This is a genomic window from Melittangium boletus DSM 14713 (assembly GCF_002305855.1).
Lineage (GTDB): Bacteria > Myxococcota > Myxococcia > Myxococcales > Myxococcaceae > Cystobacter > Cystobacter boletus.
Map to the genome: position 1 here is coordinate 4,224,820 of NZ_CP022163.1, position 25,421 is coordinate 4,250,240.

The 25,421-nt window shown below is 68.1% G+C and carries 22 protein-coding genes; 11 read left to right on the forward strand and 11 right to left on the reverse strand.

Features of this window, described 5'->3' with window-relative positions; all coding sequences use genetic code 11:
* Positions 1-19: 19 nt before the first annotated feature.
* Positions 20-601 carry a nucleotidyltransferase family protein gene (locus MEBOL_RS17885; protein ID WP_095978578.1) on the reverse strand — a complete coding sequence of 194 codons (582 nt, stop codon included), beginning with the start codon at positions 599-601 and terminating at the stop codon, positions 20-22.
* Between the two features lie 149 nt (positions 602-750).
* Between MEBOL_RS17885 and MEBOL_RS17890 the strand changes: the two genes are divergently transcribed.
* From MEBOL_RS17890 to MEBOL_RS17905, 4 genes are read left to right on the forward strand one after another with little or no spacing between them, the layout of a single operon-like run.
* Entirely contained in the window at positions 751-1,422 is a 672-nt protein-coding gene (locus tag MEBOL_RS17890) for a (2Fe-2S)-binding protein (protein WP_095982846.1), read from the forward strand.
* Positions 1,423-1,438: 16 nt separating this feature from the next.
* Positions 1,439-2,428: an FAD binding domain-containing protein gene (locus tag MEBOL_RS17895; protein WP_095978579.1), complete on the forward strand. Its 990-nt coding sequence runs from the start codon at positions 1,439-1,441 to the stop codon at positions 2,426-2,428.
* Positions 2,429-2,443: 15 nt separating this feature from the next.
* On the forward strand, positions 2,444-4,651 hold the full coding sequence (locus MEBOL_RS17900; RefSeq protein WP_095978580.1) for a xanthine dehydrogenase family protein molybdopterin-binding subunit: 2,208 nt from the start codon (positions 2,444-2,446) through the stop codon (positions 4,649-4,651).
* A 6-nt stretch (positions 4,652-4,657) separates the two neighbouring features.
* Positions 4,658-5,863, forward strand: coding sequence for an XdhC family protein (locus tag MEBOL_RS17905; protein ID WP_095978581.1), 1,206 nt, complete (start codon positions 4,658-4,660; stop codon positions 5,861-5,863).
* A gap of 90 nt (positions 5,864-5,953) precedes the next feature.
* Here the strand turns inward: MEBOL_RS17905 and MEBOL_RS17910 are convergent, their stop codons facing one another.
* The 7 genes from MEBOL_RS17910 to MEBOL_RS17940 all read right to left on the reverse strand — a co-directional run bounded on the left by MEBOL_RS17910 (position 5,954) and on the right by MEBOL_RS17940 (position 11,423).
* Positions 5,954-6,559, reverse strand: a complete 606-nt coding sequence (locus MEBOL_RS17910) for a PIN domain-containing protein (RefSeq protein WP_095978582.1) — start codon at positions 6,557-6,559, stop codon at positions 5,954-5,956.
* Positions 6,556-6,984, reverse strand: coding sequence for a hypothetical protein (locus tag MEBOL_RS17915; protein WP_095978583.1), 429 nt, complete (start codon positions 6,982-6,984; stop codon positions 6,556-6,558). The genes MEBOL_RS17910 and MEBOL_RS17915 overlap by 4 nt, the downstream gene beginning before the upstream one ends.
* 282 nt (positions 6,985-7,266) lie before the next feature.
* Positions 7,267-7,683: a hypothetical protein gene (locus MEBOL_RS17920; protein ID WP_095978584.1), complete on the reverse strand. Its 417-nt coding sequence runs from the start codon at positions 7,681-7,683 to the stop codon at positions 7,267-7,269.
* 15 nt (positions 7,684-7,698) lie between these two features.
* On the reverse strand, positions 7,699-8,682 hold the full coding sequence (locus MEBOL_RS17925; protein ID WP_157775125.1) for a TauD/TfdA family dioxygenase: 984 nt from the start codon (positions 8,680-8,682) through the stop codon (positions 7,699-7,701).
* A gap of 15 nt (positions 8,683-8,697) precedes the next feature.
* A complete protein-coding gene (locus tag MEBOL_RS17930) occupies positions 8,698-9,225 on the reverse strand; it encodes an FcoT family thioesterase (RefSeq protein WP_095978586.1) in 528 nt (175 codons plus the stop codon).
* A 6-nt stretch (positions 9,226-9,231) separates the two neighbouring features.
* Positions 9,232-10,098 (reverse strand): TauD/TfdA dioxygenase family protein, encoded by an 867-nt coding sequence (locus tag MEBOL_RS17935; RefSeq protein ID WP_095978587.1) that lies wholly within the window; start codon positions 10,096-10,098, stop codon positions 9,232-9,234.
* A gap of 158 nt (positions 10,099-10,256) precedes the next feature.
* Positions 10,257-11,423 carry an IS3 family transposase gene (locus MEBOL_RS17940; protein WP_095978588.1) on the reverse strand — a complete coding sequence of 389 codons (1,167 nt, stop codon included), beginning with the start codon at positions 11,421-11,423 and terminating at the stop codon, positions 10,257-10,259.
* Positions 11,424-11,553: 130 nt separating this feature from the next.
* On the opposite strand from MEBOL_RS17940, the gene MEBOL_RS17945 reads away from it, so the two are divergent.
* Complete coding sequence (locus tag MEBOL_RS17945) at positions 11,554-12,426, forward strand: hypothetical protein (RefSeq protein ID WP_179956424.1); 873 nt, start codon at positions 11,554-11,556, stop codon at positions 12,424-12,426.
* Positions 12,427-12,836: 410 nt separating this feature from the next.
* Here the strand turns inward: MEBOL_RS17945 and MEBOL_RS17955 are convergent, their stop codons facing one another.
* From MEBOL_RS17955 to MEBOL_RS17965, 3 genes are all read right to left on the reverse strand, one after another.
* Positions 12,837-14,093 carry a suppressor of fused domain protein gene (locus tag MEBOL_RS17955; protein ID WP_095978590.1) on the reverse strand — a complete coding sequence of 419 codons (1,257 nt, stop codon included), beginning with the start codon at positions 14,091-14,093 and terminating at the stop codon, positions 12,837-12,839.
* A 3-nt stretch (positions 14,094-14,096) separates the two neighbouring features.
* Positions 14,097-15,416, reverse strand: coding sequence for an AHH domain-containing protein (locus tag MEBOL_RS17960; protein ID WP_095978591.1), 1,320 nt, complete (start codon positions 15,414-15,416; stop codon positions 14,097-14,099).
* Positions 15,417-15,568: 152 nt separating this feature from the next.
* Positions 15,569-17,929, reverse strand: a complete 2,361-nt coding sequence (locus tag MEBOL_RS17965; protein WP_095978592.1) for a glycogen debranching protein — start codon at positions 17,927-17,929, stop codon at positions 15,569-15,571.
* 310 nt (positions 17,930-18,239) lie between these two features.
* Between MEBOL_RS17965 and MEBOL_RS17970 the strand changes: the two genes are divergently transcribed.
* From MEBOL_RS17970 to MEBOL_RS17995, 6 genes are all read left to right on the forward strand, one after another.
* Complete coding sequence (locus MEBOL_RS17970; RefSeq protein ID WP_095982848.1) at positions 18,240-18,620, forward strand: helix-turn-helix domain-containing protein; 381 nt, start codon at positions 18,240-18,242, stop codon at positions 18,618-18,620.
* A complete protein-coding gene (locus tag MEBOL_RS17975; protein ID WP_095978593.1) occupies positions 18,617-19,009 on the forward strand; it encodes a hypothetical protein in 393 nt (130 codons plus the stop codon). The genes MEBOL_RS17970 and MEBOL_RS17975 overlap by 4 nt, the downstream gene beginning before the upstream one ends.
* 14 nt (positions 19,010-19,023) lie before the next feature.
* Entirely contained in the window at positions 19,024-21,138 is a 2,115-nt protein-coding gene (locus tag MEBOL_RS17980; RefSeq protein WP_095978594.1) for a two-component system sensor histidine kinase NtrB, read from the forward strand.
* On the forward strand, positions 21,128-22,486 hold the full coding sequence (locus MEBOL_RS17985) for a sigma-54-dependent transcriptional regulator (RefSeq protein ID WP_095978595.1): 1,359 nt from the start codon (positions 21,128-21,130) through the stop codon (positions 22,484-22,486). The genes MEBOL_RS17980 and MEBOL_RS17985 overlap by 11 nt, the downstream gene beginning before the upstream one ends.
* Positions 22,487-22,902: 416 nt before the next feature.
* Positions 22,903-23,847: a hypothetical protein gene (locus MEBOL_RS17990; protein WP_095978596.1), complete on the forward strand. Its 945-nt coding sequence runs from the start codon at positions 22,903-22,905 to the stop codon at positions 23,845-23,847.
* Positions 23,848-23,900: 53 nt separating this feature from the next.
* Positions 23,901-25,415, forward strand: a complete 1,515-nt coding sequence (locus MEBOL_RS17995; protein ID WP_095978597.1) for a pyridoxal-dependent decarboxylase — start codon at positions 23,901-23,903, stop codon at positions 25,413-25,415.
* The last annotated feature ends 6 nt before the right edge of the window (positions 25,416-25,421 follow it).

Sequence of the window (25,421 nt, forward strand, 5' to 3'; positions counted from 1 at the left end):
CCCCCCGGGCTTTCGCGCCTCAATAGAGGCTTCCCGCGCGCTCGCGCAGCTGGAGGATGTCCTCCTCGGTGTCCACGTCCAGACCGCCTCCGTCGAACACCACGGGCTCCACCGCGCGTCCCTCGAAGAGGGCGCGTGCGCCCTGGTCTCCCTGGAGCGCGCGCAGCTCCGGCAGCAACTCGTGGGCGATCAGCGTGGGCACGCCCACGACCCCCTCGTACGCGGACGCGATGATGGAGGCCTGGGTGAAGCGCCGCGTGTCCGCCAGCGCGAGCAGGTGGTCCGGCGTGAGCAGGGGTTGATCACATGTGAGCAGCAACACGTTCGTGTCGAGCCCCTCCAGGCCCCGGTGGATGGAACTCGACAGGCCCTCGCTCGCGTGGGGGTTGTGGATACAGGTGACGGGCAGGTCACTCACCGCCCGGGCGACCTCGTCCCCGCGCGCGCCCGTCACCACCCGCACGGGTCCGATGTCCGACTCCACCGCGATTCGCGCCGCGCGGTGCACGAGCGTTTCGCCCCTCCACACGACGAGTTGCTTGGGATGTCCGAGCCGGGTGGACGCACCCGCCGCGAGTACCACGATCGTGATCGGTTTCATGCGCGCTCCTGACCGGGCCGGGGGTCCCGGGCTGTGAGGTGTCCGACAGCGACCTGGATCCCGGGTCGCTCATCCGACAGTCCCAGCGCCTTGTCATATCGCGCTCGCGGCGTGAGGCGTACCGATGGATGCCTTCGCAGGAGCGCACCATGTCCGACCCGAATCGGCCTCCCCACATGGGGGCACCTTGTGACACGCCGCATGAGCCCGACGACGAGACGCGGCTGACGCGGCGCGAGTTCGTCGGCACCGCCGTGGCGGGAGGTGCGTTGCTCGCCAGTGGTCTGCTCTCGCCCGCGAGCGTGGAAGCGGCCAGCTCGAAAGTTCCGCCAGGCCTGGACGGCCCCCCGGTGCCGCCCGTGTCCCTGACGCTCCAGGTGAACGGCCAGGAGAAGGAGTTGACCCTCGAGCCGCGCGTCTCCCTGCTCGACGCATTGCGCGAGAACCTGGGCCTGTCCGGCACGAAGAAGGGCTGCGACATGGGCCAGTGTGGCGCGTGCACCGTGCTCGTGGACGGGCGCCGGGTGGTCTCCTGCCTCACGCTCGCGGTGATGCAGCGGGGCAAGTCCATCACCACCATCGAGGGCCTGGCCCAGGGCGACACGCTGCACCCCATGCAGGCGGCCTTCCTCTCCCATGACGGCTTCCAGTGCGGCTACTGCACACCGGGGCAGATCATGAGCGCGGTGGGCTTCACGAAGGAGCCCTGGGGCCCGAGCGACGCGGACATCCGCGAGGGCATGTGCGGCAACCTCTGCCGCTGCGGAGCCTATCCGAACATCGTGGCCGCGGTGCGCGAGGCGCGCGCCCAGAAGGCGTGAGAGGGAGAGCCACCCCGTGAGAGCCATCGACTACGTCGCCGTCCAGGACGCGCCCGCCGCGCTGGAGAAGCTGTCCGCCCGGCCCATGGAGACCTCGCTCGTCGCCGGAGGCACCAACCTCCTGGACCTGATGAAGCTGCACGTGCGGAACCCGGCGCTCCTGGTGGACATCAACGGGCTGCCGCTCGACCAGGTGGAGGAACTGGAGGGCGGGGCGCTGCGCATCGGCACGCTTGTGCGCAACAGCGATCTGGCGAACCACCGGCTCGTGCGCGAGCGCTACCCGGTGCTCTCCCAGGCGCTGCTCGCGGGGGCCTCGCCACAGCTGCGCAACATGGCCACGCTCGGTGGCAACATCCTGCAACGCACGCGCTGCGCGTACTTCCGCGACGTGTCCCAGGCGTGCAACAAGCGCGAGCCCGGCACCGGGTGCGCGGCCCTGGAGGGCTACAACCGGATGCACGCGGTGCTGGGCACGAGCAACCAGTGCATCGCCGCGAATCCCTCGGACATGAACGTGGCGCTCGTGGCGTTGGACGCGTCCATCCAACTCCGGGGCCCCGAGGGCGAACGCGACGTGCCCTTCGCCGCCTTCCACCTGGAGCCCGGCACGCACCCCGAACGGGAGACCGTGCTCAAGCCCGGGGAGCTCATCACCCACGTGACGCTGCCCGCGTCGGGCTTCGCGTCTCGCTCGCGCTACGTGAAGGTGAGGGATCGCGCGTCCTATGCCTTCGCGCTCGCCTCGGCCGCGGTGGCGCTGCAACTGGAGGAGGGCACCATCCAGGACGCGCGCGTGGCGCTGGGCGGCGTGGGCACCCGGCCCTGGCGCTCGACGGAGGCGGAGGCGGTGCTCATCGGCCAGAAGGCGGACGAGGTGCGCTTCAAGGCCGCCGCCGCCGCCGCGCTCAAGGGCGCCAAGACGCGCACGCACAATGCCTTCAAGGTGGACCTGGCGCGGCGCACGCTCGTGCGCGCCCTGTCCCTCACCGCTGGACTCGTCTGACGGAGCGAGAACGCCATGGACAACACGGTAGGCAAGCCGCTGGACCGGGTGGATGGGCGGCTCAAGGTGACGGGCGCGGCGAAGTACTCCGCCGAGTATCCCCTGGAGGGCCTGGTGCACGCGGTGATCATCACCAGCACCATCGCCCATGGCTCGGTGACCCGCGTGGACACCCAGGAGGCGCGGAAGGCGCCGGGCGTGCTCGCCATCCTCACCCCGGACCATCCCCCCAAGCTCGCGCGGGATCCGAGCAAGAAGCAGAAGCCGCAGGATCGCTTCGTCCACGTGATGCAGACGCGCAAGGTGGATTACCAGAGACAGCCCGTGGCGCTCGTCATCGCGGACACGCTGGAGCGGGCCACGCATGCCGCCGCGTTGGTGAAGATCCAGTACCGCGAGAGCAAGGCGAAGGTGAACCTCCTGGCCGAGCGCTCGCGGGCGTACACCCCGAAACCGGAGGCGATGAATGGCCGCCAGGCGGATCTGGTGCAGGGCAAGGCGCCCACGGTGAAGGCGGCGGCCCAGGTGGACACCACGTACACGACGCCCTACGAGCACCACAACCCCATGGAGCCGCACGCGACGACGGCCGTGTGGGACGGGGAAAAGCTCACCGTGTACGACGCCACCCAGGGCGTCTTCAACGTCCGCGAGCGGCTGGCGGCGCTGTTCGGCCTGCCGCCGGAGAACGTGCGCGTCATCACCAAATTCATTGGCGGAGGCTTCGGCTGCAAGGGCAGCACGTGGGCGCACACGGTGCTCGCGGCCATCGCGGCGCGCACGGTCTCCCGGCCGGTGAAGCTGGTGCTGCGGCGCGAGCAGATGTTTGGCCCGGTGGGCTTCCGTCCGGAGACGCACCAGCGCGTGCGGCTCCAGGCCCAGAAGGACGGCAAGCTCCTCGACGTGCGCCATGAGGTGCTGACGGCCACCTCCACCTTCGACGAGTTCATCGAGCCGTGCGCCGCCGTCACCCGCATCCTCTACGCGAGCGAGCAGATCTCCACCTCGCACCGGGCGGTGCGGCTCAACCTGGGCACTCCCACCTTCATGCGCGCCCCCGGCGAGGCTTCTGGCAGCCACGCGCTCGAGTGCGCCATGGACGAGCTCGCCTATACGCTCGGAATGGATCCCCTCGCGCTGCGGCTGCGCAACCACGCGGACCTGGATCCCGAGACGGGAAAGCCCTGGAGCAGCAAGTCCCTCAAGGAGTGCTACCGCGTGGCGGCCGAGAAGTTCGGCTGGGCCCGGCGCGACCCCGTCCCGCGCTCGATGAAGGACGGCCGCGCGCTCATCGGCTGGGGCATGGCCACCGCCACCTACCCGGTGCACCGCTCCAAGGCGGGCGCCCGGGCCTCGCTCCTGCCCGATGGCCGCGTGCGGGTCGTCTCCGGCTCGCAGGACCTGGGGACGGGTTCCTACACCGTCTTCACCCAGGTGGCGGCGGACGCGCTCGGTTTGCCCCCGAGCCAGGTGTCCTTCGACCTGGGCGATACCCAGATGCCCCAGACGCCCGTGTCCGGCGGCTCGCAGACGGCCGCCAGCACGGGCTCCGCCGTGAAGCTCGCCGCGCTCGCCCTGCGGGACAAGGCCATCGCCCTCGCCGTCGCGGACACCGCCTCGCCCCTGGTGGGCCTGAAGGCCGAGGACGTGAGGGTGGACAACGGCCAGCTCGTGTCCGGCGGCAAGAAGGACAGCTACGCCGCGTTGATGAAGCGCCAGAAGCTCGACTCCCTGGACGCCGAGGCGGACGCCGGGCCGGGCAAGGAGAAGGAGCGGTACGCCATGCACTCGTTCGGCGCCCAGTTCGCGGAGGTCCGGGTGGATCCCGACCTGGGCGAGGTGCGCGTCAGCCGGTGGGTGGCGGCGTTCGGCGCGGGCAACATCCTCAACTCCAAGACGGCCCGGAGTCAGATGTACGGCGGTATCGTCATGGGTATCGGCATGGCGCTGATGGAGCACTCGGTGGTGGATCCCCGCAGCGGGCGCTTCATCACCCAGGACCTGGCGGACTATCATGTCCCGGTGAACCCGGACGTTCCCGACATCGACATCACCTTCGTGCCGGAAAACGACCCTCACGTGAATCCGATTGGCGTCAAGGGCATCGGGGAGATCGGCATCACGGGCGTGAGCGCGGCCATCGCGAACGCGGTGTTCCACGCCACGGGCCGGCGCGTGCGCGAGCTGCCCCTGACGTTGGATAAAATCCTCGAGGAGGTGTGAAGCACCATGCGAGAGCTGAGCGAGGTCCTCACCGCCTGGCGGGCCGCCAGGAGCAGCCCGGAGCCGCTCATCCTCGCGACGATCGTGCGTGTGGAGGGTTCGACGTACCGGCGGCCGGGCGCGCGCATGCTGATGACGGGTGAGCGCCAGCTCGCGGGCGGTATCAGCGGCGGCTGCCTGGAGTCGGACGTGTTGCGCAAGGCGCTCTGGCGCACCTCCCAGGGCGAGTCCGTCGTCATTCAGTACGACTCGCGCTCGGATGACGAGTTCGCTTTCACCATGGGTCTGGGCTGCAACGGGCTCGTCGAGCTGCTGCTCGAGCGTCTGGACCCCACGGCGCTCCAGGGGAGCGTCCTCGACTTCCTGGAGCGCGCTCAGGGCGAGCGCATCGCCGCGGCCCTGGCCACCGTGGTGGTCGCCGCCGAGGGCCGTGAGCGGGTGGGGGCGCGGGTGATGCTCGACGCGCGCGGGCGCATGGAGGCCACGATCGAGGACGAGGCCCTGCGCGGCCTGCTGCGCGAGGACCTGGAGCGGGCGCTGGCGAGTGGCCGCTCGGGCTACCAGCGCCGGGAGACGGCCGCTCGGGTGGTGGAGGTGGCCATCGAGGTGGTGCCGCCCCCGGTGCCCATCGTCATCTTCGGCACGGGCGTCGACGTGCTCCCGGTGGTCGACCTGGCCAAGAACGTGGGCTGGCACGTGACGGTGGTGGGGACCCGGCCCACGGGAAACCTGCGCACGCGCTTTCCGCGCGCGGACGCGTGGGTGGGCGCGCGCGCCGACAAGGCCCTGTCCGAGCTGAACCTGGACTCGCGCACGCTCGCGCTGCTCATGACGCACAACTACCCCGAGGACGAGGCGGTGCTCGCGCAACTGCTCACCTCACCCGTGCGCTACATCGGCGTGCTCGGACCCCGGCGCCGCACCGAGCGGCTGCTCACGACGCTCGCGGCCCAGGGCGTGCGTCCCTCGGCCGAGCAGCTCGCGCGGGTGTACGGGCCCATGGGGTTGGACATTGGAGCGGAGGGCGGTGACGAGATCGCCCTGTCGATCATCGCCGAACTCCAGGCCTTCCTCTCCGGACGCCAGGGGGGAGCGCTGAGGGCGCGCACGGCCCCCATCCACCCGGAGCCGGAGGACTTCACGCCGCGCACGCTGCCGCTCGCCGAGGAGAATGTCCTCCAGGCGAGCTGCGCGTTGACCGTGGAGCCCTGAGCACGCGGGTCCGCCTGCTACATCTGGCGATGAAGGCCGTACCCGGTTTCGACAGGGCTGAGCCTGCTTGCCGAATCGCGAGGCGGGCGCTCAAAAGCCAGAAGGGTGACGACTGCCCCACTCCAAAAAGGAACGCGAGTTACTGAAGAACTTGATGCCACTGGAGACCAGTGCGGCTCTGACCTCTGGTTGCTCGAAGCTCTTGGTGTTCTCGCTCAGGAAGGCCTTGGTCTCCGCCGCACGTTGCTGACTGTGATGGAGGATGGTGTGCAGGATCAGGTTGTCTGTCGGTTCCCCCTCGATCAATTCGTTGTCGAGAGCCGCGAGGAGTGTCTGTGGGTTGGTGTCGACCACTGTCGCTTGGGAGGATAACTCCCGGAGCAGATCGAACAATCGATCCTGGACGTCGTTCATGAGGTCGGCGTGTTGGAGCTTCGCCTGTTCGAGGCTCTTGATCATGGCCGAGGCATTGAGCGAAGTGTTGTCGCGACGCAATTGACTGATTTGTTCGTCAACTTGGCGGTCGAACTTTTTTCTGCCCTTGCGATCGTACTCTAGAGCGGAGAATGCCTCCATGGTCGAAATCCTTGGCAGAACGAGAACAAGCGGCGGAATGGTCTTGAGAATCTCCTGAACGTTTGACTCGCGACCCGTCGCGACGGCCATCAAGAAGTTGGTTTCAACGTAGAGAATCACACCTGCGCCTCGGCTTCAGTCGAGCCGCCACTGAGTTGTTGCAGCAGTCCAATCGCATCGAGTTCAGCCGAGGCGGGTGGTACGGGACTATTCCAGTGATAGGCGAGGTCTCGCAGCCACGCGTCCACCAACGTTGTGAGGTAGGGACTGAAAATGCGCTTGCTCGCGAACTCCGGGTCGTAGTGTTGGAGGATGTCCCGGGTGCGAAGTATGCAGATGGGATTGGAGAGGTCGCCAAAGCCACCGCGGAAGATCCGGATTTCCAATGGATCGACCCACATGGCGAAGGAGACCTTCTTGCTCGCGGAGAGGAGTGAGTCCGGCAGGTGTCGCACGGAGCGGGTCAATGCCTTGCCCTTGACCTCGACAATCAGGACATTCCTGTTTTCCCGGTCTCGAACCACGAGATCTGCGTGAGGGCTCATGGTTCGATCCTGTAGGCGTGGATCGAGGTCGTCAAGGAGCACCCAGGGGACCGTCGTTCTGCGGCTGCTTGGTGGCACTGCGAGCGGCGCAGGTGATGCTTCCCTGCTGGGGCCATGCCCCCCTCGGGCTTCTTCGTCGACGTCGTACTCACCCAATCCCTTCAACCAGAAAGCGCTTTTCCTCGGAAGGACCGCTGGGGGCGGTTTATCTCCACCCACCGTGGGTGGTCGCGAAAATGAACGGAGGAAGGACATGCGTCTCCCTCCTTCCTCCAGGGGGCCTCAGTGGGCCGTGGAGAGGACGGCCTCGATGCGAGGGATGTGCTCGCGCACGCCTCTCCAGCCTTCCTCGAGCCGGGTCGAGCGCGAGGTGATCAACATGAGCGCGGCACGCCCCTGCGAGAGCACGCTCGCGAAGTGCAGGTTGTTCCGGGAGACGATTTGAATCTCCTGGAAGGCGTAATCACCGTTCTCCGGGATGCCCCGCTGCATGCGCACCAGTTGCTCCACCCGGGTGACGCTGGGACCGCGGAACATCTCCGCGAACCCGGCGACCACTGCTTCGTGCAGCGTGCTCTTTCCCGTGACCTTGTTGTAGACGCCGATGAGCTGGGTGGTCCGCAGGTCGATGACGGCGCAGGCGAGTCCTCCCTCCAGCCCCTCGACCAGGTCGCGACAGATATTCCTGACGGCTTCCATGTGGAGGAATCCTGACTACGCGCTTTGCGCGGCGTAACGGGGCGAGCGGAATGACGCCAGGATCTTCCGCCGGCCGGCGAACGGCAGACGGCCATGCGAGGCGAGCATGTTGTCGAAGTAGAGGACGTCGTTCTTCTTCCACTCGATGGACACCTCCTGCTCCTCGTACAGCGCGAGGATGTCGGCGACCACCGAGTCCTCGATGGGGGTGCCGTCGCCGTAGAAGGCGTTCTGCCAGACCTCGCCCTGCGCGGCGCTCGACATCGTCCCGGTGAACGACCCCAGGAGCTTCGACCAGTAGGTGTAGTGCCACAGCACCAGGGTGTTGAAGAAGGCGGGAGTGCCTGTCTCGGGGTGCGCGCGCACCGCGGGGGCCCGCTGCGTGAGCGTCAGCCGGTTCTCGCCGTGCCACTCGGCCTGGACGCCGTTCTTCTTGCAGAACTCGGTGATCCACTGGGGATCCGTGGTTCCGAAGGTCTCCTGGATGGAGCGGTAGGGCGTGTCCTTCGTGTAGTTGCGCACGTACTTGAGCCCGTGGTGGAGGAACTTGTCCCGGAGGGAGGTGGGCAGGCTCTCGTAGAGACGGCGCGCGTCGCAGAGGGTCGTCGCGCCTCCCTCCTCGGGAGGCTCCTCGCAGAAGAACAGGATCTGCATGGGCCAGTAGGCGTTGTAGGCCATCTCGTGGTGCTGGGCGAGGCTGTGCTTGGGCGGCAGCTCCGTCGAGTTGTAGACCTCCGGCGCGACGAGGGTGCGCGGTCCGATGCCGCCCCGGTAGTCGATGGCCTCCGGTTCGAGCGCCTTCGCCGTGGCCGAGAAGCCATTCCGGTCGCAGTCGAAGCCGCGCAGGATGACGCCGCGGTGGCGGAGGATGGCGGCCTTCAGGAACGCACGGTTTTCCTCGGCCCATGCCGCGGCGGGCATGCCCTGCTGCTTCGCCTCGACGACCAGCAGGAACTCACTCTCGGGATACAGAATGTCTGTCTTGACGGTGTTGTTCATGACTCGAGCTCCCATTCAGTTGATGCCGAACTTCACCTGGCCCTCGGCCTGCCCTCGCTCGCCGTCGGAGAACCGGAAGGACATCTCCAGCAAGAGCAGCTTCGTGCGCGTGCGGGTCGCATGGGTCCACTCGATCGTCCCCTGGAAGCCGTGAGGGTTGATGGCCCTGCGAAAGGACGTTTGCAGGGAGAGGATCCACATGTTGGGAAGCTGTTTCTCGCGGAAGGTCTCCATGTCGAATGGACCGACCTCGGCGGAGAAAGGATGATCCTTCGCTCCCCGCAGCGACCAGGCGAACAGCAGATAGGCGAGCTGGTTGACGCAGATATTGGATTCGACCGCGTTGAAGTGGCCCGTCGAGTTGATGTAGCACGAGGACGGAATCACGAAGTCCGCATGAAGCACCAACGACGAGTTGGCCGACGCGGTGTCCGGAACCCTCGCGAAGGCTTGCTTCATGTAACGGCATGGGGGCAGATACGGAGCGAGGACGAGGTCCATCAGCTCGCGTGAGACGGCGCTGTGTTCAGGCAGGGTATTCATGAGGGCTTAGTTCTCGAGGGTGTAGAAGGGGTGGCCGTCGTAGATGCCAATCCGGTAGATCATTTGCGGCTCGTGCAGCGGGCTCGCGCCGGAGCGGTGGAGCATCGTGCGGTTGTCCCAGACGAGGATGTCTCCCTCTTGCCATTCATGGGTGATGATGTGCTCTGGCCTGGCGATGAAGGCGAGGGTGTCCGAGAGCAGCGCCTTGCTCTCGTCCGACGCGTAGCCGTCGATGCTCAGGGTGAATCCCTCGTTGAGGTAGAGGAACTTCTCGCCCGTCACGACATGCGGGATGACGACGGGATGGCGGGCGGGAGGCGCGAGGCGAGACTCATCCTCGATGAGCTCGTGCAGCGGCTTGCCGACATCCTCCTCGCGGACCTTGTAGCGCCCATTCCCGCCGTGCAGGGCCGTGTGGCCCTCGAGCCGCTTGCGCAGTCCCGAGGGAAGTCGCTCCAGGACGGCGTGCATGTCGATGAACAGCGTCTCCCGTCGCGCCTTCGGAAGAATCTGCGGGTAGAGCATCGTCAGGGACAGGGGCGTCTGCTGAAAGGAGCAGTCCGTGTGCCAGTAATAACCCGTCCGCGCGACTCCCAGCTTCTTGCCGTTCACCGAGACATTGGAGGAGATGAAGATCTCCGGGTGCTCGGGATGGTGATAGTTGTCCTGCAGATAGACCTGCGGCGTGCCGAACTTCCGGGCGAAGTCGATGTACTCGGTGTTCGAAAGCGATTGTCCACGAAACAGGATGAACCGCTGCCGATAGAGAAGGACCTCCCGCAGCGCACGCACCTCCTCTCCACCGAGCTGTCGGACATCGACCCCGTGAACGAGCGCTCCGGTCCCCTTGATGAATCCCTCTTGTATTTGCATCGTCGCGGCTCCTCTTGTGCTGACATGGCTGGTCACGAGGACCCCGCGGTGTCCTCGCGCGGCCTGCAATCCAAGCGACAACAATGCTGCCACCCCGGGACGTGCTTCCGTGACGCGCCTTGGAGACGGTGCGTGTCAAGGCAGTTGTCGCCTATTGGTCAGTCGCCGACGGGAGGCCGGAGCCTCAGCTGGAGCGGGTCCGGGGGCTGCCAACGCCTCGATCCCCTGGACCACCGGATGGGCGCCCGCTGCCTGGCTCGCTCATAGACCATTCGCCGCCTCGCGAGCACCTGGCCCTCACGTCCGAAATACCTGTCATTGGGAGAGACGAAACACAGGCTTCCGTGGAGATGCTGGCGGTTGTACCACTCGCTGAACCGGACCATCCAGGCACACGCGAGCTCCTGTGAGGAGAAGGCCGTGGGCGAATAGTCCTTGTGCCGCTTCAGGAGGCTGAACAGCGCCTCGGCATGGGGATTGTCATTGCTGACCTGGGGACGGCTGAACGAGGGGACGATGCCCAGTTGCCGGAGGGTGCACAGCATCGTGTTCCCTTTCATCGGCCGCCCATTGTCGGAGTGCAACACGAGCCCAGCGGGTTGGATGCCATTTTCCTCGCAGACCGAGCGGACGAAGCGGGCGGCGTGCTCCGCGCGCTCCTCCCGATGGATCCTCCATCCCATGATGCGCCGGCTGAACACATCCATCATCATGTAGAGATAGAGGGAGGAGCCTCGGCTCGGGCCCTTCAGGCAGGTGATGTCCCAACTCCAGACCTGGTTGGGCGCCGAGACGCGCCGCTCGTGTCCTGGCCGTGGCCTGGCGCGGATGTCCTCGGCGTGCGGTGTGTGGGGGGGCGGCCGGAGGAGCCGGTACATGGTGGATTCCGACGCCACGTAGATGCCCTGATCCGCGAGTCGTGGAACGATCTGCCTGGGGGAGAGTCCCGAGAAGACAGGCGAGCGGAGCAGGTTCAAGACGAGCCCGCGCTCCTGGTCACTGAGTTGGTTGGCGGGGCGGCGGTTCGTCTTGAGCCGTCCGTCCTGGACCTGTTCGGGTCTGCGCCAACGCTGCACGGTCCGGTCCGAGATTCCCAGCAACCGGCAGGCGGAGGACTGTCGCGCGCCATCCGCGATGGCCTGCGCCACGAGCCGGCATACCTGGGCGCGCACTTCCAGACCGTGGAGCCGCCCTCGGCCGCCCAGGACGAGTCCTTTCGCGTTCTTCGACAGGGCCACCAGCGCCCGTGCTTCCGCGAGAGCCTTCACCAGCCCGGCCGTGGTCGTCACGCCTGGCGCCCGGGCACGCCGAGAAGAGATTCGCATGCGTCACATTGTCCGGGGATGAGCGAATGCCTTCCACGGTGTGGCGGAACGCTCGAGGAATCCACGCTCCGCGTGATGACGAGGTGCGTTGCCCGGGACCGTTTGACACCACGGGTGGACTTCGATTTCCATGGGCTCCATGAAAAACCACTTTCTTGCGATTTCCTCGATTGCGTTGTTGTCCTCGGCGTGTGGTGGCGAGGCGAGCCCAGAGGTGGAGGGACTGGCCACGACGAAGCAGGCGGCCTACGCGGGCGTGAACGGAGGGTACTGTCTGGCGAGCCCGTACAACTGCAAGCTGCGGGTCGAGGGCGGCAACCGCGTCGAGACGAATGATCCCGCCGATGACAATTGGGGCCTCGTGACGGGCGTGCCCATTCGCGATGGCAATGGCACCGTGGTGGGGACCAACACCCGCACGAGCGCGGCCTTCAATCACGGCCAGACGCGGGTGTTCGCGGGCGAGACTCATGCCTTCGCGGTCTCGACGTCGAACTCGAGCGCGGGGTGGCTGCCGGTCTCGAGCATCCTGGGCCGGACGTCCTTCGAGAACAAGGTGGGGCACGTGTCGGCCCTGGGCTCGGGGCTGGCGAAGCTGGGCTGCTATGCCGTGCGCAACTCGCACGACACGACGCTGGAGTTGAAGAAGGTGGTCTACGACAGCGACGCGACGCACGAGCGCGCGGGGGACTACCTGCCGTTGGTGCGGGCCAATGGGCAGCGCTCGGCCAACCTCGTCTTCAACGTGCCGGGCTTCGCCCTGGGCGGGCCGGCGGTGGACCACTTCCCGGCGGGCACGAAGTTCCAGCGCCTGGACGTGCCCACCGACGGGGGCGCGCCATCGATCGACATCCCGTTGTGGGTGCAGGACAGCGAGGGCCGCTACCGCAAGCAGTCGGGCACGATGAAGTTCATCTACGGGTACGTCATCGCGGCGACGGGCACCAAGCGCAATGGCTGGATGGCGTACGACGCGCTGTCGGTGAGCTCCGGTTGCCCGTGAGCCCCAAGCCGGGCTGGAGCTAGTGCCCGTCCTTCTTCGAGGCCGGGATCGGGAGGCTCCAGAGGGGGGGCGCCGAGGGGGCGGGTAACACGCTCCGGTGCGAGGTCGTGAATCCATCCTCGCAGTCGGTCCCCGCGGATTCCCAGTCCTCCAGCTCCTTCCGAACCCGTTTCTCGATGTCCTCCCGAGGGGTGGGGGAGCGTCTCCTTCCCTGCCTGTGCTCGGTCATCATGGCACCTCCGCCGGGGATTCACGCTCCGGCGAGCAATCCGTGTGCAATGTATGGCCTGGAGTCCAGAGACAGGGGCGGGACTCCGAGCGTGCGAAGGCTCTGTCTGGCAGACAACGGCACCAGCCCGCCTGGCGCTCGTCCACCAGACAGCTGTCACGGCCTGGAAGCGGAACCCCGACTATCGGGAGCCCACCACGGGCGCGCGGCGGGAGCGGGAGAGATGAGGCTCGGTGCTGGGCTGAAAGCGCCGTGAGAGCTCGGCGAGCCCGTCGGCGCCGTGCTCCAGGAGGTAAGCGAGCTCCGAGGGCAATAGCGCCTTGACGGTGATGAGCTTCACCTGTCCATCGGGCATGGCGAAGTGAGAGGGAAGGGAGGGGGTGGGCACGCCGAGCAGGACGGCGACCCGGCCCTCTGGGGAGAGGAGGGCCTTGGGCATGCCCTCGCCGGAGACTTCCATGGAGAAGAGGCCGGCGAGGACACCCTGGCGAACGTGCGCGTGTTCGGAGACCTCGGTGCTCACACGTTGCAGGAGTTGGGTGGGCCAGCTCTTGTAGAGGTGCTTGAATCGGGCGTCCGTCTCCAGGGCGAGTTCCAGGCCGAAGCCCACGGAGTCCTCCTGCTGGTCGACGAAGTAATCGGAGAGGCCGTCGGTGACGAGCAAGGTGTGGCCATGGGGACGGCCGATGATGCGCCAGACCTGGCGGTGAGCGGGCCAGGAGCCATAGGCGGCGATGGGGATGATGGAGGAGTCCAGCGTGCCGAGGGTGCGCCAGAAGGCATCGCGGGCGGAGTCGATGCGCTCGCGCCGGGCGCGGGACTTGAGCTGCCGTTCCTTTTGCTCGGGAGTGAGTTCGCTCGGGCCGGTGACATGCTCGAAGTGGAGGCCCGTGGCACCCACGCGCTCCAGGGCCTGCTTGATGTTCTCGGAGACCATCAGCCCTACCCAGCCCCAGGGGCGAAAGACCTGGGCGTCCCCGACCTTCGAGGGGTCGATCCGCATGCCGTACACGGCTCGGTAGGTGCCTGTCAGCTCCGGGCGTTCGTCCTCGGGTTTCCAGTACTGGACGGAAGCGCACCTCGCGTCGTCGATGCACTTCACCACGCGCGTGCAGACGAGGATGAAGAAAGGCTCGGGATGCGCCTCGACGTCCACGGGAATGAGTTGAATGTCATGGGGCGCCAGCTCAGAGAAGACAGAAGCGGTCTTTGCCGAGACAACTGGGACACTGATACCCGCTTCGGTGAAGTCCAGCACCTTGCCGTCATAGGCCCGGATGGGGACTCGTAGTCGGCCTTCGACGGAGACGGGCTCTCCCTTCTTGAAAAGGTAATCATCCAGTTCGCGGCCCTGATCATCCGTGGGAGTGCCCAGGTCCCAGCGATCGGGAACGTAGACGTCGTCACTCAAGTAGAAGAAGCGAGGCGATGGAGTCATGACTTAACGCGCGGGATTTTGAGTAAGGAGATTCCAGAGCACGGATTCAAGATCGGAAAGTTCATTCGCCATCTCCCGAAGTTCTTTGACCAGTGCACTTCGACATTGCTGTGGAGCAGCACAATTCAATGTGGCTTTTTCGAGTCGCCAGTGGACTTCTCGGTGATAGGCCTCGGGATGTGGACCCTTGTGTCCATCGAGCAGCAGCTTGTTGGCGGGGTCTTCCATGGACATGCCGGCCTTGTCGAAGAATCGCTTGAACCGGGGAGTCCAGGGGCCACCCCGGGCGGTGGAGGTGTTGTTCTCCACGGTGGCGATGTGGTGCACCTGAGGTCCGCCTCGTGCCGCCATGCTCAAGGCATTGGAGGGGAGGACGACGTGGAGGGTGCCCTCGGCCACGGCGACGCGTACCCGGTCCGCGTCCCGAGCAGCCTCCAACAAGCGGACACCCTGGGACCTGGCCGAGTTCGTCGCCCGAGCGAAACCCGGGAGGGAGGGCGCTCGGGCCAGGAGGGGACCACTGCCGCCGATGGCGGCGGTGCCCAGCATGACGAGGATGCGCACGCTGTTGGGGCCGATGACGGCGCCGAAGCGCTCACCCGCGGTGCGAAGCTGCGCGAAGGTGGTGGCGGAGTGGGCTTCCTCCGAGAGTTGGAACCAGGCGTGGAGGAGGTCGAGGAATTCCCAGCCGAGGTAGGCCCAGAGCAGGACGGTGAGGGTGGTGGCGACGCCCTTGGAGAAGGGCTCGGGTGCCGCGAGGAGGAGGAGATAGCCGGAGAGGGTGAGGCTCAGAGAGGTCCACAGTTGGGAGGTGGAGAAGAGGGCGCGAACCTCGGAGTCCAGGGACTCGAGGGCGGTGTTCACCGCGAGAGCCAGGGCGAGGTCGCGCCTGTCGCCACCATCCAAGGAGGGCCCGTCCTCCAGGAGCCGCAGACAGTCACCCGAGGAGCCGCGCCGTGCGCAGAAGCGGCCGTAGGCACGGAGCAACTCCGCGCCTTCCCCACCGTGTGAGGTGGCGTGGGAGACCCGGAGCAGTCGAGGCCGAAGGGGCGGGGGGGCGGAACGCACCTGGAGAGGCGTATGGAGCCACAGGGAGGCCAGGGCCGCGTCGAACTCGGAGGCGCCGAGCCGCACCGCTCCGAAGCGGGTGGACAGGGACTGGGGCGCGGGGTGCGTCGAGGGCGCGGGGGGTGGCTCCCGTGGAGGTGCGTGGAGGGCGTGAGACGCGCAGCCCACCTGTGACGCGAGCAGCGCCAAGGCGAGCACCCGGACCCAGGGATGCCACCGCACATTTCCTCGCGGAGTCGATGAGGGAAGGGACATGCCTCTTCCCCTTTCCTCTACTCGTACACCCGACGCAATAGCCAACGGCGGTTCTTCTCTTGCACGTCTTACAACCGATCCGTGAAACGCCACGGGGCGCGGCCCTGACTGGCGCCGCGCCCCGCTGACCTGTGTCTGGGGTTGTTCCCGGACTACTTCGCGATCAACACGACGAGGCCCCGGCCGCACACACCATAGGTGGCGCCCTCGCCGCCCACGGCCGGCTCGGAGCCAGGCGCCGCCACCTGGTTGGCGCCCTCGGCCCAGTTGCAGGTGTCCGTCACCCGGTACCACTGCTTGCCATTGAAAGCCCACGGCAGCTTGAAGTCCACCGCGCCACTCCACCCGTTGTAGGCCACGTAGATGGCCGACGCCGGATCACCGAACTCCGTGCCATCGATGCGGAAGGCGAGCGCGTGGTTGTTGCCATCGCCCATGTACGCCGTGTCCGCCACGGCCCCATCCGGACGGAACCAGCGCATCTGTTCCATGATGTTGCCGTTGGTGTCCGAGCCGCTGAAGAAGTTGGCCGGGCGCAGCGCCGGGTGCGCCTTGCGGAAGGCGATGAGGCGCTGGGTGAACGTCTTGAAGTTCGTCTGATCCGTGGTCAGCCCGTAGTTGAGCCAGTTGGCGCTCGAATCCAGGTTGTAGGCGTTGTTGTTGCAGTTCTGGCTGCGCAGGAACTCGTCGCCGCCGTTGAACATGGGCACGCCGGCGCTGAGCATCAGGAAGGCCATGCCCGTGCGCGCCGCGCGGCGCTGGTCCGCGCCCGCGCCTCCCTGGTCCCAGGAGATGTTGTGATCCTCGCCACCGTCCGACGGGCCGTAGGGCCATCCCTGGGTGTTGTTCTTGTTGTTGCAGCTGTAGAGGTCCTTCAAGGTGAAGCCGTCGTGGGCCACCAGGAAGTTGATGGAGTTCCAGGGCTTGCGGCCATCATCCTCGTACAGGTCCGAGGAGCCCGCGAAGCGCTTGGCCAGGTCTCCCGGCGTCACCGTGGCCGAGCCGAGCTGGTTCTGATCCTTGCGGAAGGTGTCCCGGTAGTAACCGTTCCACTCGGCCCAGCCGCTCGGGAAGTTGCCCACCTGGTAGCTGTTGCCGCCAATGGCCCAGGGCTCGGCGATAAGGTCCGCGCCACTGCCGCCCCCCGCCGGACGCGGGGACAGGCTGCCCCAGATGCGGTTGAGCGCCGTGCCACCCGCCATCTTGTCGTAGTTGAAGCAGTTGTGCTCGCACGTGTTGCCGAGCACCGACGCCAGGTCGAAGCGGAACCCGTCCACGCCCAGCTCGTCCTTCCAATACTTGAGCGAGTCGACGATGAGGTTCTGCGCCACGGCGTTGCGGGTGTTGAAGTTGCCGCCCACGCCCGTGTTGTCCCAGCTGCTCTGCATGTCCCCGGTGAGGCTGTAGTACGTCGGGTTGTCCAGCCCTCGGTAGGAGAGGAGGTTGTAGGTGGTCTTGTCCGTGGAGCTCCAGGCGCCGCCCTCGCCCGTGTGGTTGTAGACGACGTCGATGAAGACCTTGATGCCCTGGGCGTGGAAGGCCTTCACCATCTCCTTGAACTCGCGCGTGGGGCCGCCCGGGCTCTTGTCCGAGGAGTAGCGCCGGTCCGGCGCGAAGTAGTTGAGGGTCATGTACCCCCAGTAGTTGTCGTCCTGGGTGGTGGTGGCGTTGACGTCGTTGTCGTCGTTGTCCGTCTCCTGCACGGGCAGGAACTCCACCGCCGTGACGCCCAGCGCCGCGAGCGACGCGGCCTTCAGGCCCGCGCCCTTGTAGGTGCCCCGGTAGGCGGCCGTGATGCTCGTGTCGCCCTGGGTGAGGCCGCGCACGTGCACCTCGTAGATGATGTCGTCCTTGAGCGCGCGCGTGGGCTTGGTGCCGTAGTCCCGGCTGCCCGGCGGCAGCACCACGCCCTTAGGCGCCTGGGCGCCGCTGTCCAGGTTGCGATAGCTGGGGCCCGAGGCGAAGAGGGTGCCATTCGTGTTCGCCGGGTTGGTGGCGTCATGGCTGAGCTCCAGCGCGTACGGGTCCACCAGGAGCTTGTTCGGGTTGAAGCGGTTGCCGTTCTTGTCCACGTCCTCGGTGAAGCCGAGCGCGCTGCCCTTCTTCCAGCTCGGGTTGTACGTCCAGTTGGGACCCCAGGCCCGGTAGCCGTAGTAGACGGTGCCGGTGATGCCCGCGGAGCGCAGCGCGGAGACGGAGACGGACACCGTCCACACGTTCGTGGAGGTGTTCTTGGTGAGCACGTATGTGGCCTTCTCCTGCGAGCCCTGGGCCGTGGCGTAGAGGGAGAGCTCGATCCGCGTGGCGCGCGAGGAGTAGACGTTGAAGGTGATGTTGCTCTGGGCCGTGTCGTACTGGGCGCCGAGCGTCCAGGCCAGCGCGGCCTGCGTCTGGCCCTCGGCGCTGGGCGTCTCGACGGGCGTGGAGGGCTCCTGGGCGGGACCGCAGGAGAGGACCGCGCTCGCGGCGAGCAGGGCCCGCCAGGGCAGGCGGAAGGGGGTGCTTCGGTTCATGGAGGAAACTCCCTGCGCGGCGAGGGGTAAGGCGATGACGGGCCCGCGCCTGCCTGTCTGCCTCCATTTTCCAGCACCCCTTCGACGCGGGAGTCAATCCAACGGAAGCCGAAATTGCCGTGGTGTCCGAAACGCGCCGCGTCGTGGAAGACGCGGGCGAGGCCGGGGGGCACTCCACGTGTCAGGTGGGGCGTGCTCCTGGCGCGGGGCGCGCGGGACCCTACTTGAGGCGGCGGGAATGCGACAAGTGACCGCCAAAATAGGATGACCTGTTGACTTGACGTCCAGGGTCGCTAGGGTTGTGGCCACCATGCCAAGTCACCTGTCTCCTGGTGTCCGCGAACAACTGGCCCTGGCCCTCCGGGGCACGCTGCGCACCGCCCGTCAGGGCGCGGCGCTCACTCAGGACGAGATGGCACGCAGGATTGGTCTGGCGCCCTCGACGTACGGGCGCCTGGAGCGGGGGACGATGGCTCCGGGCCCGGCCACCCTGCGGCAGTTGTGCCGGGCGCTGTGTCTGTCGTTGGACGCCCTGGTGGGTCCCGAGTGCGCCGCCGCCGTGGACCGCGCCTCGCCGCCTCCCCGCCGGCCCGCTCGCCGCAGGCGTTCCAGCGCCCCCGCGCCCGAGGTGCTGCCCCTGTTGCTCATGCGGCGTGGCACGCCCCTGGCGCTCGTGGTGGACGTGGAATGATCCGCCGCTTCCTCTATTGTCTCCTCCAGGGCGAGGCCTTCTCGCCCACGCTCGCGGTGGCGCGCACGGGCCTGCCGCTCGTGGATGGGAACGAGCCCGGGCAGGTGGCGCCCTCGGGGCGCTACGCCGGCAAGGCCCTGTCCTATGGAAGCGCGCTCCTGCCGCTGCTCGATGACGACGTGGCCCCGGGGGCCTCCGTCCGGGGCCCGCTGCGGGAGTTGAAGGCGGCCCTGCCTACCCTTCGCGCCCTGGGCGCCACCGAGGCCACGCTCTCCCTGCTCGTCGCCTACGAGGGGCCCTGCCATTTCGCGCTGTCCCCGGAGGAACTGGCGGAGTTGGCCGCGCTCGGCCTCCCCCTGGAGGTGTCCTGCCATCCGGGGGCGGCGTAGAGTCCCCGGGTGCCATGAATCGCAACACCGTCGTCTCCGTGCTCCTCTTGTGCGCCGCGCTCGCGAGCGTGGTGGTGGGCGTGGTGCACCTCATTCGCAGGGACAGGGCGGCCCTGGTGGCGCAGTTCGCCGCGGAGCGTACGGCCCAGGTGGAGGCGGCGGCGCGCGAGGTGGCCGACTCGCTCGACGACGCGGCGGATGACCTGCGCTTCGCGGGCGAGCTCCTGTCCCGCCCCGGCTCCGTCAACGAGCACCGGCGCGAATTGCTCGCGCTCCTGGAGGTGGTGGGCCAGTTCAAGGCCATCGTCGTGCTGGACGCGGAGGGCGAGCCGCGCTTCACCGTGTTGGATCGGCGCGCGGGCCCCGCCGTCACCCGGGGTGCGGTGGGCACCTCCCTCACGGAGATGGCGCACGCGGCGTTGACCGGCGTGCCCGGCGACATCCTCACCACCCCGCCGGTGGCCGCCGCTCCTGGCAACTGGTTCCGCATCTTCGCCACCGCCTACGCGCCCAGCGAGGATGGGCCCGGTGGGGCGCTGGCCGTCCTGGTGGATACCGAGAGCTTCTTCGCCCCGCTCAAGCTCATCGCCACCGATTCCGAGGTGCGGTTGCTCCTGCTCGGCGCGCACGGTCTGCCCACGCCGGCGAGTGCTCCCTCGCTCATCGAGGGCGTGCAGCGCGCGGACGCGGTGCCGGATCAGGTGCCGGCCTTCGCCCTGCTGGTGCGGCGCATGCGCGAGGGCGGGCATGGCACGCTCCTGCTGCCGGAGAACGAGGCCATGCTCCTGGGCCTGGGCGCGGCGGACGCCATGGCCGCCTTCCAGTCCATCCCCATGCGGGGGGGCCCCTATTGGTCCGTAGCCCTGCTCGCCTCCTCGGACGAGCTGCGCGCCCACGAGCGCGGCATCATCCTGCGCGTGGCGCTCGGCGCCTCCCTGGTGGCCTTCTTCCTCGTCGTCTTCGGGGCCTACGTCATCATCGCCTCGCGCCGCGCCGTCGCCCTGCGCGAGAGCCGCCGCCACGCGGATCAGCTCGCCCACCTGCACGAGAAGACGCAGAAGATCCTCGACCACATTCCCACGGGCGTGCTCGCGCTGTCGGCGGGGGGGCACGTCACCGCCGTCAACCAGGCACTGCGCGCGCGGCTGCCTCCCACCGCCGTGGGGGCCTCCTTGCGCGAGTCCTTTCCGAACGCGCCCGCCGCGGTGGTGGACCGGCTCGCGTCCCTGGTGGCCGACGCGTGCGCCGCCCAGCGGGTGTTGAGCCTGCACGAGCCCCTGCCGCTCTTCGGCGAGGAGGGCCAGTACCGCATCCACGCCGTGCCCCTGGAGCGCCACGACGCCGAGGTGCGGGTGCTGCTCGTGGTGGAGGACCTGAGCGACGTGCGCGCGCTCGAGTCCCAGTTGTTGCGCGCGGAGAAGCTGGCCACGGTGGGCATTCTCGCCGCGGGCATCGCCCACGAGATTGGCACGCCCCTGGGCGTGGTGCGCGGCCGGGCCGAGTACGTGGCGGGCAAGCTGGGGGCGGGGCATCCCCAGGCCGCGGGCATCCAGGTCATCGTCGAGCAGATCGACCGCGTGAGCCGCACCATCCGCGAGCTGCTGGACTTCTCGCGGGTGCAGCCGGTGGCGGTGCGGGGCGTGGCGCTGGGGGCCCTGCTGGAGGGGGCGCGGGAGCTGCTGCACGGCGAGGCCGAGCGGCGCAAGGTGCGCCTGGAAGTGGAGGTCTCCGAGGGGCTGCCGCTGCTGCTCGCGGATCCGGATCAATTGCAGCAGGTGGTGCTCAACCTGGCGCTCAACGCGTGCGACGCATGCGAGCCAGGGGGCACGGTGCGGCTCGCGGCCCATGTGGAGGCGCCGGGGGAGCCAGGGGCGTGGAGCGGGGTGCGGATGACGGTGCGCGACGACGGGTGCGGGATTCCCCCGGAGAGCCTGCACCGCGTCTTCGATCCCTTCTTCACCACGAAGAAGCGTGGCCAGGGGACGGGCCTGGGTCTCGCGGTGGTGGCGCAGATCGTCCGCAACCACGGAGGCCGCATCGAGTTGGAGAGCGAGCCCGGGCAGGGCACGTGCGTGACACTGTGGTGGCCCACGCCACCCGCGCCGAGCGAGGAGCGACATGCCGTCTGAGGGACGCGTGCTGGTGGTGGATGATCACGTGGAGATGGCGCGGCTGCTCGCCGACGCGCTCACGGACGAGGGCTACACGGTGGATGTGGCCACGAGCGGCCAGGAAGCGCTCGCGGTGGTACGCGGGCGGGTGCTGGACGCGGTGGTGTGCGACCTGCGCATGGAGCAGGTGGACGGCTTCGACGTGCTGGCGGCCGTGCGCGAGGCGGACCCCACGCTGCCCGTGCTCATCATGACGGCCTTCGGGGGCGTGGAGAACGCCGTGGAGGCCATGCGGCGCGGCGCCACGCACTACTTCACCAAGCCCTTCCGCCTGGACGAGGTGCTGCTGTACGTGCAGCGCGCCATCGCCGAGCGGCGCCTGCGCGAGGAGAACCGCGCCCTGCGTCAGGCGGTGGGAGATCGCTCGGCCTTCGGGGCCCTGGTGGGCCGCAGCGCTCCGTTGCGCGCCCTGTACGAGCTCATCGAGCGGGTGGCCCACTCGCACGCGCCGGTGCTGGTGCGCGGTGAGAGCGGTTCGGGCAAGGAGTTGGTGGCGCGTGCGCTGCACTTCGAGGGGCCGCGCAAGGCTGGTCCCTTCGTGGCCGTCAATTGCACGGCCATTCCCAATTCGCTCCTGGAGAGCGAGCTGTTCGGCCATGTGAAGGGCAGCTTCACGGGGGCCACCACGCCGCGCCGAGGCCTGTTCCTGGAGGCGGACGGAGGCACGCTCTTCCTCGATGAGATTGGCGACATGGCGCCCGAGCTCCAGGCGAAGCTCTTGCGCGTGCTGGAGGATGGTGAGGTGCGCGCGGTGGGCGCGGACGCGTCACGCAAGGTGGATGTGCGCGTGGTGGCCGCCACGCACCAGGAGTTGGAGACGCGCGTGCGCGAGGGGAAGTTCCGGCAGGATCTCTTCTACCGGCTCAACGTGGTGCCCCTGCGCGTGCCGCCCCTTCGCGAGCGGCGCGAGGACATTCCCCTGCTCGTGGAGCACTTCCTGATGAAGTCGCGCGAGCGCAATCCCCGCGCGAGGCTCGCGGGCTTCACCCCCGAGGCCCTGGCCGCGCTCGCCGCCGCGCCCTGGCCGGGCAACGTGCGCGAGCTGGAGAACCTGGTGGAGCGGCTGGCCGTCGTCACCGTGAAGGAGACGGTGGATCTACCCACGCTCCAACTGCATGCGCCCGGCGTGGCCGCGGATGACCACCCGCTCGCGCAGGCGCGGACCCGGCTCGTGCCGCTGCGCCAGTTGGAGGGCGAGTACATCGCCTATGTGGTGGCGCAGTGCGGGGGCAACAAGACGCGGGCGGCGGAGATCCTCGGCATCGACGTTTCCACCATCCACCGCCGCGAGCGCGAGCGGGGGTGAACGTTCCTCACAGCCGCGGGATGTGCAGCCGCGGCTCGGCGCCGTCCTCCGGCACCCGGGCGAAGGGGCGCCTTCCGGCGAGGACGTTCCGCGCAACCGCGCCCGTAGCACTCGCGAGAGGCGCTGGGCCCGCGTGCTCAATTCCTGAAAACTGACGATTCCCTCGTCCGTGAGGAGTGCCGGTTTTTCGCGGCACGCGGGGACGATCGTCCGCATCTTCGTGAGAGCACTCTCCAGGGTCCAGTTCGTCGAGAGTTGAAAAGGGGGGCCATGAAGCACGCTCCGCATGACGGCCAGCTTGCAGCTCCATGGGTTGAGAGGGCAAGCGTGACAACTCATTCACAGAGGGGTATTCGCGGGTGATGGCTGGCTTTTATTTGTTGCGGCCGGAATGTCTGCCTCAAGGGCGGAACGAGTTGGCGAGCGATGTCGCGTCGGTGCTCGAGCCCCTGGCCACGCGGTACCGGAACGAGGCCGAACCACGCGCCCTGGCCGCGGCCCACGAGGCACTCGCTCGCCTGGGTCTGGGTCCCGGGGACTTCCAGCCCGTGGGGGAGGATCCGCATGAGTCGCGGGAGAACCGGGACAATGATCAGGTCTTCTCCATCGTTCGGGTCGACGGCGGGCGCATGCCCCTGCTCGTGCACAGCGCGCTTCAAGGATACGTGACGCTCCTGGACGAAGCGCTCACCCGGGGGACGGATCTGGAGCCCGAGGCCTGGGGAGGGTTGCGCGCCGCACTGCATACGGTGTTCGACATCCTCCTGGATCGTCCCTTCGAGCGGGAGGACGGCGTGCCCATGGCGCCGCCGCGTTCCACTACCGGGGGTGAGCGCGATGCGCTCCTTCGCTGGACGCGCGGGCACCACGTCTTCATGGTCCTCTTGCAGGGGCTCATCGTCGTCCTCAATGGCTTGCACCGGGACCTGGAGTCCTCGGACATCCCCGCCGCGCGAGCCGGCCTGGAGCGGGCCACGGTGCTCATGCGGGGCTCGGAGTCCGCCATGCGCTTCGCCGGGGATTATGACGCCAGCGCCTACGAGCGCTCGGTACGCCCCCACCTCATGCCTCCGCGAGCACCCTCCGAGCTCACCGGGCTGCGCTGGCGGGACCACGAGTATCTGATCAAGGTGCTCACTGGACTGCGGCCCCTGTTCTTGAAGCTGGATCCATCCTTGAAGCCTCAGCACGAGGCCTTCTACCGGGCCGTTGCCCAGACCTATGATGCCCACAAGTGCGTGTGCGCCCGCTTCGTGGGCACGGAGAGCGCCAGTCTGTTCATGGCGGAGCGCTCCGATCGGTCCGCGATGGAGGTGCTCGAGCACTTCAAGCGCTCGAGGCTCCAGCTCGTGAAGCGGTGAGGCTCGCCTCCAGGTTCCAGTATCCTCCCTGGGGTCCACGAAGGAGCCATGACATGAGCGAGAAGCGTGAAGGGGCGGTGCCTCATCTGAGCGCGGAGGAGTTCCGGCGGCTGGGGCATCGGGTGGTGGACTGGGTGGCGGACTACTGGGCCCGGCTGGAGTCCTTTCCGGTGCGCGCGGCGGTGGCTCCGGGCGAGGTGATGGCGAAGCTGCCCGCGCATCCTCCCGAGGAGGGACTGGACGGTGAGGCGGGCTGGGAGGCCGTCTTCCGCGACCTGGAGGAGGTGGTGCTGCCGGGCGTCACCCACTGGCAGTCGCCCTCCTTCTTCGCCTACTTCCCCTCCAATGCCTCGGGGCCCGCGGTGCTCGGCGAGCTGCTGTCCGCGGGCCTGGGCGTCCAGGGAATGCTCTGGTCCACGAGCCCCGCCGCCACCGAGCTGGAGACGCGCGTGCTCGACTGGCTGGCCGAGCTGATGGCGCTGCCGGCCTCCTTCCGCTCGGACTCGGGCACGGGCGGCGGCGTCATCCAGGGCACCGCCAGCGAGGCCGTGCTGGTGGCCATGGTGGCGGCGCGCGACCGGGTGCGGAGGGTGCTCGGCCGGGACGCCGAGTGGGTGGCCTATACCTCCACCCAGACGCACTCCTCCGTGCTCAAGGCGGCCCTCATCTCCGGCGTGGCGCGGGACGTGGCGGACAGCGTGCACCTGCGCCAGCTCGACACCGACGCCGGCTATGCCCTGTGCCCGGACGCGCTGGAGCGGGCCATCCGCGAGGACCTGGCCGCCGGCCGCCAGCCCTTCTTCGTGTGCGCGTCGCTGGGCACCACCTCCTCGGGCGCCATGGATCCGGTGCGCTCCGTAGTGGAGGTGCTGGGGCGCACGGGCTTCACCGCCTCGGGAGGCTGGGTGCACGTGGACGCGGCGTGGGCGGGCTCGGCGCTCGTGTGTCCCGAGTTCCGCGCCCTGGGCGAGGGTCTGGAGGGCGTGGACTCCTTCGCCTTCAACCCGCACAAGTGGCTGCTCACCAACTTCGACTGCAACGTCTTCTACACGCGCGAGCGCCAGGCGCTGCTCAACGCGCTGAGTGTGATGCCCGAGTACCTGCGCAACGCCGCGAGCGCGAGCGGCAAGGTGGTGGACTACCGCGACTGGCAGGTGCCCCTGGGCCGGCGCTTCCGCGCGCTGAAGTTGTGGCTCGTGCTGCGCCACTACGGGGCCCGGGGATTGCGCGCCTACCTGCGCGAGCACGTCCGTCAGGCGGAGCTGTTCGCCGGCTGGGTGGAGGCCGACGCGCGCTTCGAGCTGGCCGTGCCGCGCTCGCTGTCCCTGGTGTGCTTCCGGCTCAAGCCGCTGCCGGGCGAGGCGTCCTCGGACACGGACGCGCGCAACCGCCACCTGCTGGAGCGGCTCAACGCGAGCGGCAAGGCCTTCCTCACCCACACGGTGCTGCCCGGGGTGGACGGCGCGCCCTCGCGCTATGTGTTGCGTCTGGCCATTGGTGCCACGCGCACCGAGGAGCGGCACGTGCGCGCCGTCTGGGAGCAGCTCGGGGCCCTCGCCCTCTCATGAAACAAG

What these genes read in the sequence shown, in the direction of transcription:
- MEBOL_RS17955 (WP_095978590.1), bottom strand. Translation starts at nt 14,093, where the DNA reads ATGACTCCATCGCCTCGCTTCTTCTACTTGAGTGACGACGTCTACGTT.
- MEBOL_RS17900 (WP_095978580.1), top strand. Translation starts at nt 2,444, where the DNA reads ATGGACAACACGGTAGGCAAGCCGCTGGACCGGGTGGATGGGCGGCTC.
- MEBOL_RS17960 (WP_095978591.1), bottom strand. Translation starts at nt 15,416, where the DNA reads ATGTCCCTTCCCTCATCGACTCCGCGAGGAAATGTGCGGTGGCATCCC.
- MEBOL_RS17935 (WP_095978587.1), bottom strand. Translation starts at nt 10,098, where the DNA reads ATGCAAATACAAGAGGGATTCATCAAGGGGACCGGAGCGCTCGTTCAC.
- MEBOL_RS17925 (WP_157775125.1), bottom strand. Translation starts at nt 8,682, where the DNA reads ATGAACAACACCGTCAAGACAGACATTCTGTATCCCGAGAGTGAGTTC.
- MEBOL_RS17930 (WP_095978586.1), bottom strand. Translation starts at nt 9,225, where the DNA reads ATGAATACCCTGCCTGAACACAGCGCCGTCTCACGCGAGCTGATGGAC.
- MEBOL_RS17920 (WP_095978584.1), bottom strand. Translation starts at nt 7,683, where the DNA reads ATGGAAGCCGTCAGGAATATCTGTCGCGACCTGGTCGAGGGGCTGGAG.
- MEBOL_RS17885 (WP_095978578.1), bottom strand. Translation starts at nt 601, where the DNA reads ATGAAACCGATCACGATCGTGGTACTCGCGGCGGGTGCGTCCACCCGG.
- MEBOL_RS17905 (WP_095978581.1), top strand. Translation starts at nt 4,658, where the DNA reads ATGCGAGAGCTGAGCGAGGTCCTCACCGCCTGGCGGGCCGCCAGGAGC.
- MEBOL_RS17985 (WP_095978595.1), top strand. Translation starts at nt 21,128, where the DNA reads ATGCCGTCTGAGGGACGCGTGCTGGTGGTGGATGATCACGTGGAGATG.
- MEBOL_RS17965 (WP_095978592.1), bottom strand. Translation starts at nt 17,929, where the DNA reads ATGAACCGAAGCACCCCCTTCCGCCTGCCCTGGCGGGCCCTGCTCGCC.
- MEBOL_RS17940 (WP_095978588.1), bottom strand. Translation starts at nt 11,423, where the DNA reads ATGCGAATCTCTTCTCGGCGTGCCCGGGCGCCAGGCGTGACGACCACG.
- MEBOL_RS17995 (WP_095978597.1), top strand. Translation starts at nt 23,901, where the DNA reads ATGAGCGAGAAGCGTGAAGGGGCGGTGCCTCATCTGAGCGCGGAGGAG.
- MEBOL_RS17890 (WP_095982846.1), top strand. Translation starts at nt 751, where the DNA reads ATGTCCGACCCGAATCGGCCTCCCCACATGGGGGCACCTTGTGACACG.
- MEBOL_RS17945 (WP_179956424.1), top strand. Translation starts at nt 11,554, where the DNA reads ATGGGCTCCATGAAAAACCACTTTCTTGCGATTTCCTCGATTGCGTTG.
- MEBOL_RS17915 (WP_095978583.1), bottom strand. Translation starts at nt 6,984, where the DNA reads ATGAGCCCTCACGCAGATCTCGTGGTTCGAGACCGGGAAAACAGGAAT.
- MEBOL_RS17980 (WP_095978594.1), top strand. Translation starts at nt 19,024, where the DNA reads ATGAATCGCAACACCGTCGTCTCCGTGCTCCTCTTGTGCGCCGCGCTC.
- MEBOL_RS17970 (WP_095982848.1), top strand. Translation starts at nt 18,240, where the DNA reads ATGCCAAGTCACCTGTCTCCTGGTGTCCGCGAACAACTGGCCCTGGCC.
- MEBOL_RS17975 (WP_095978593.1), top strand. Translation starts at nt 18,617, where the DNA reads ATGATCCGCCGCTTCCTCTATTGTCTCCTCCAGGGCGAGGCCTTCTCG.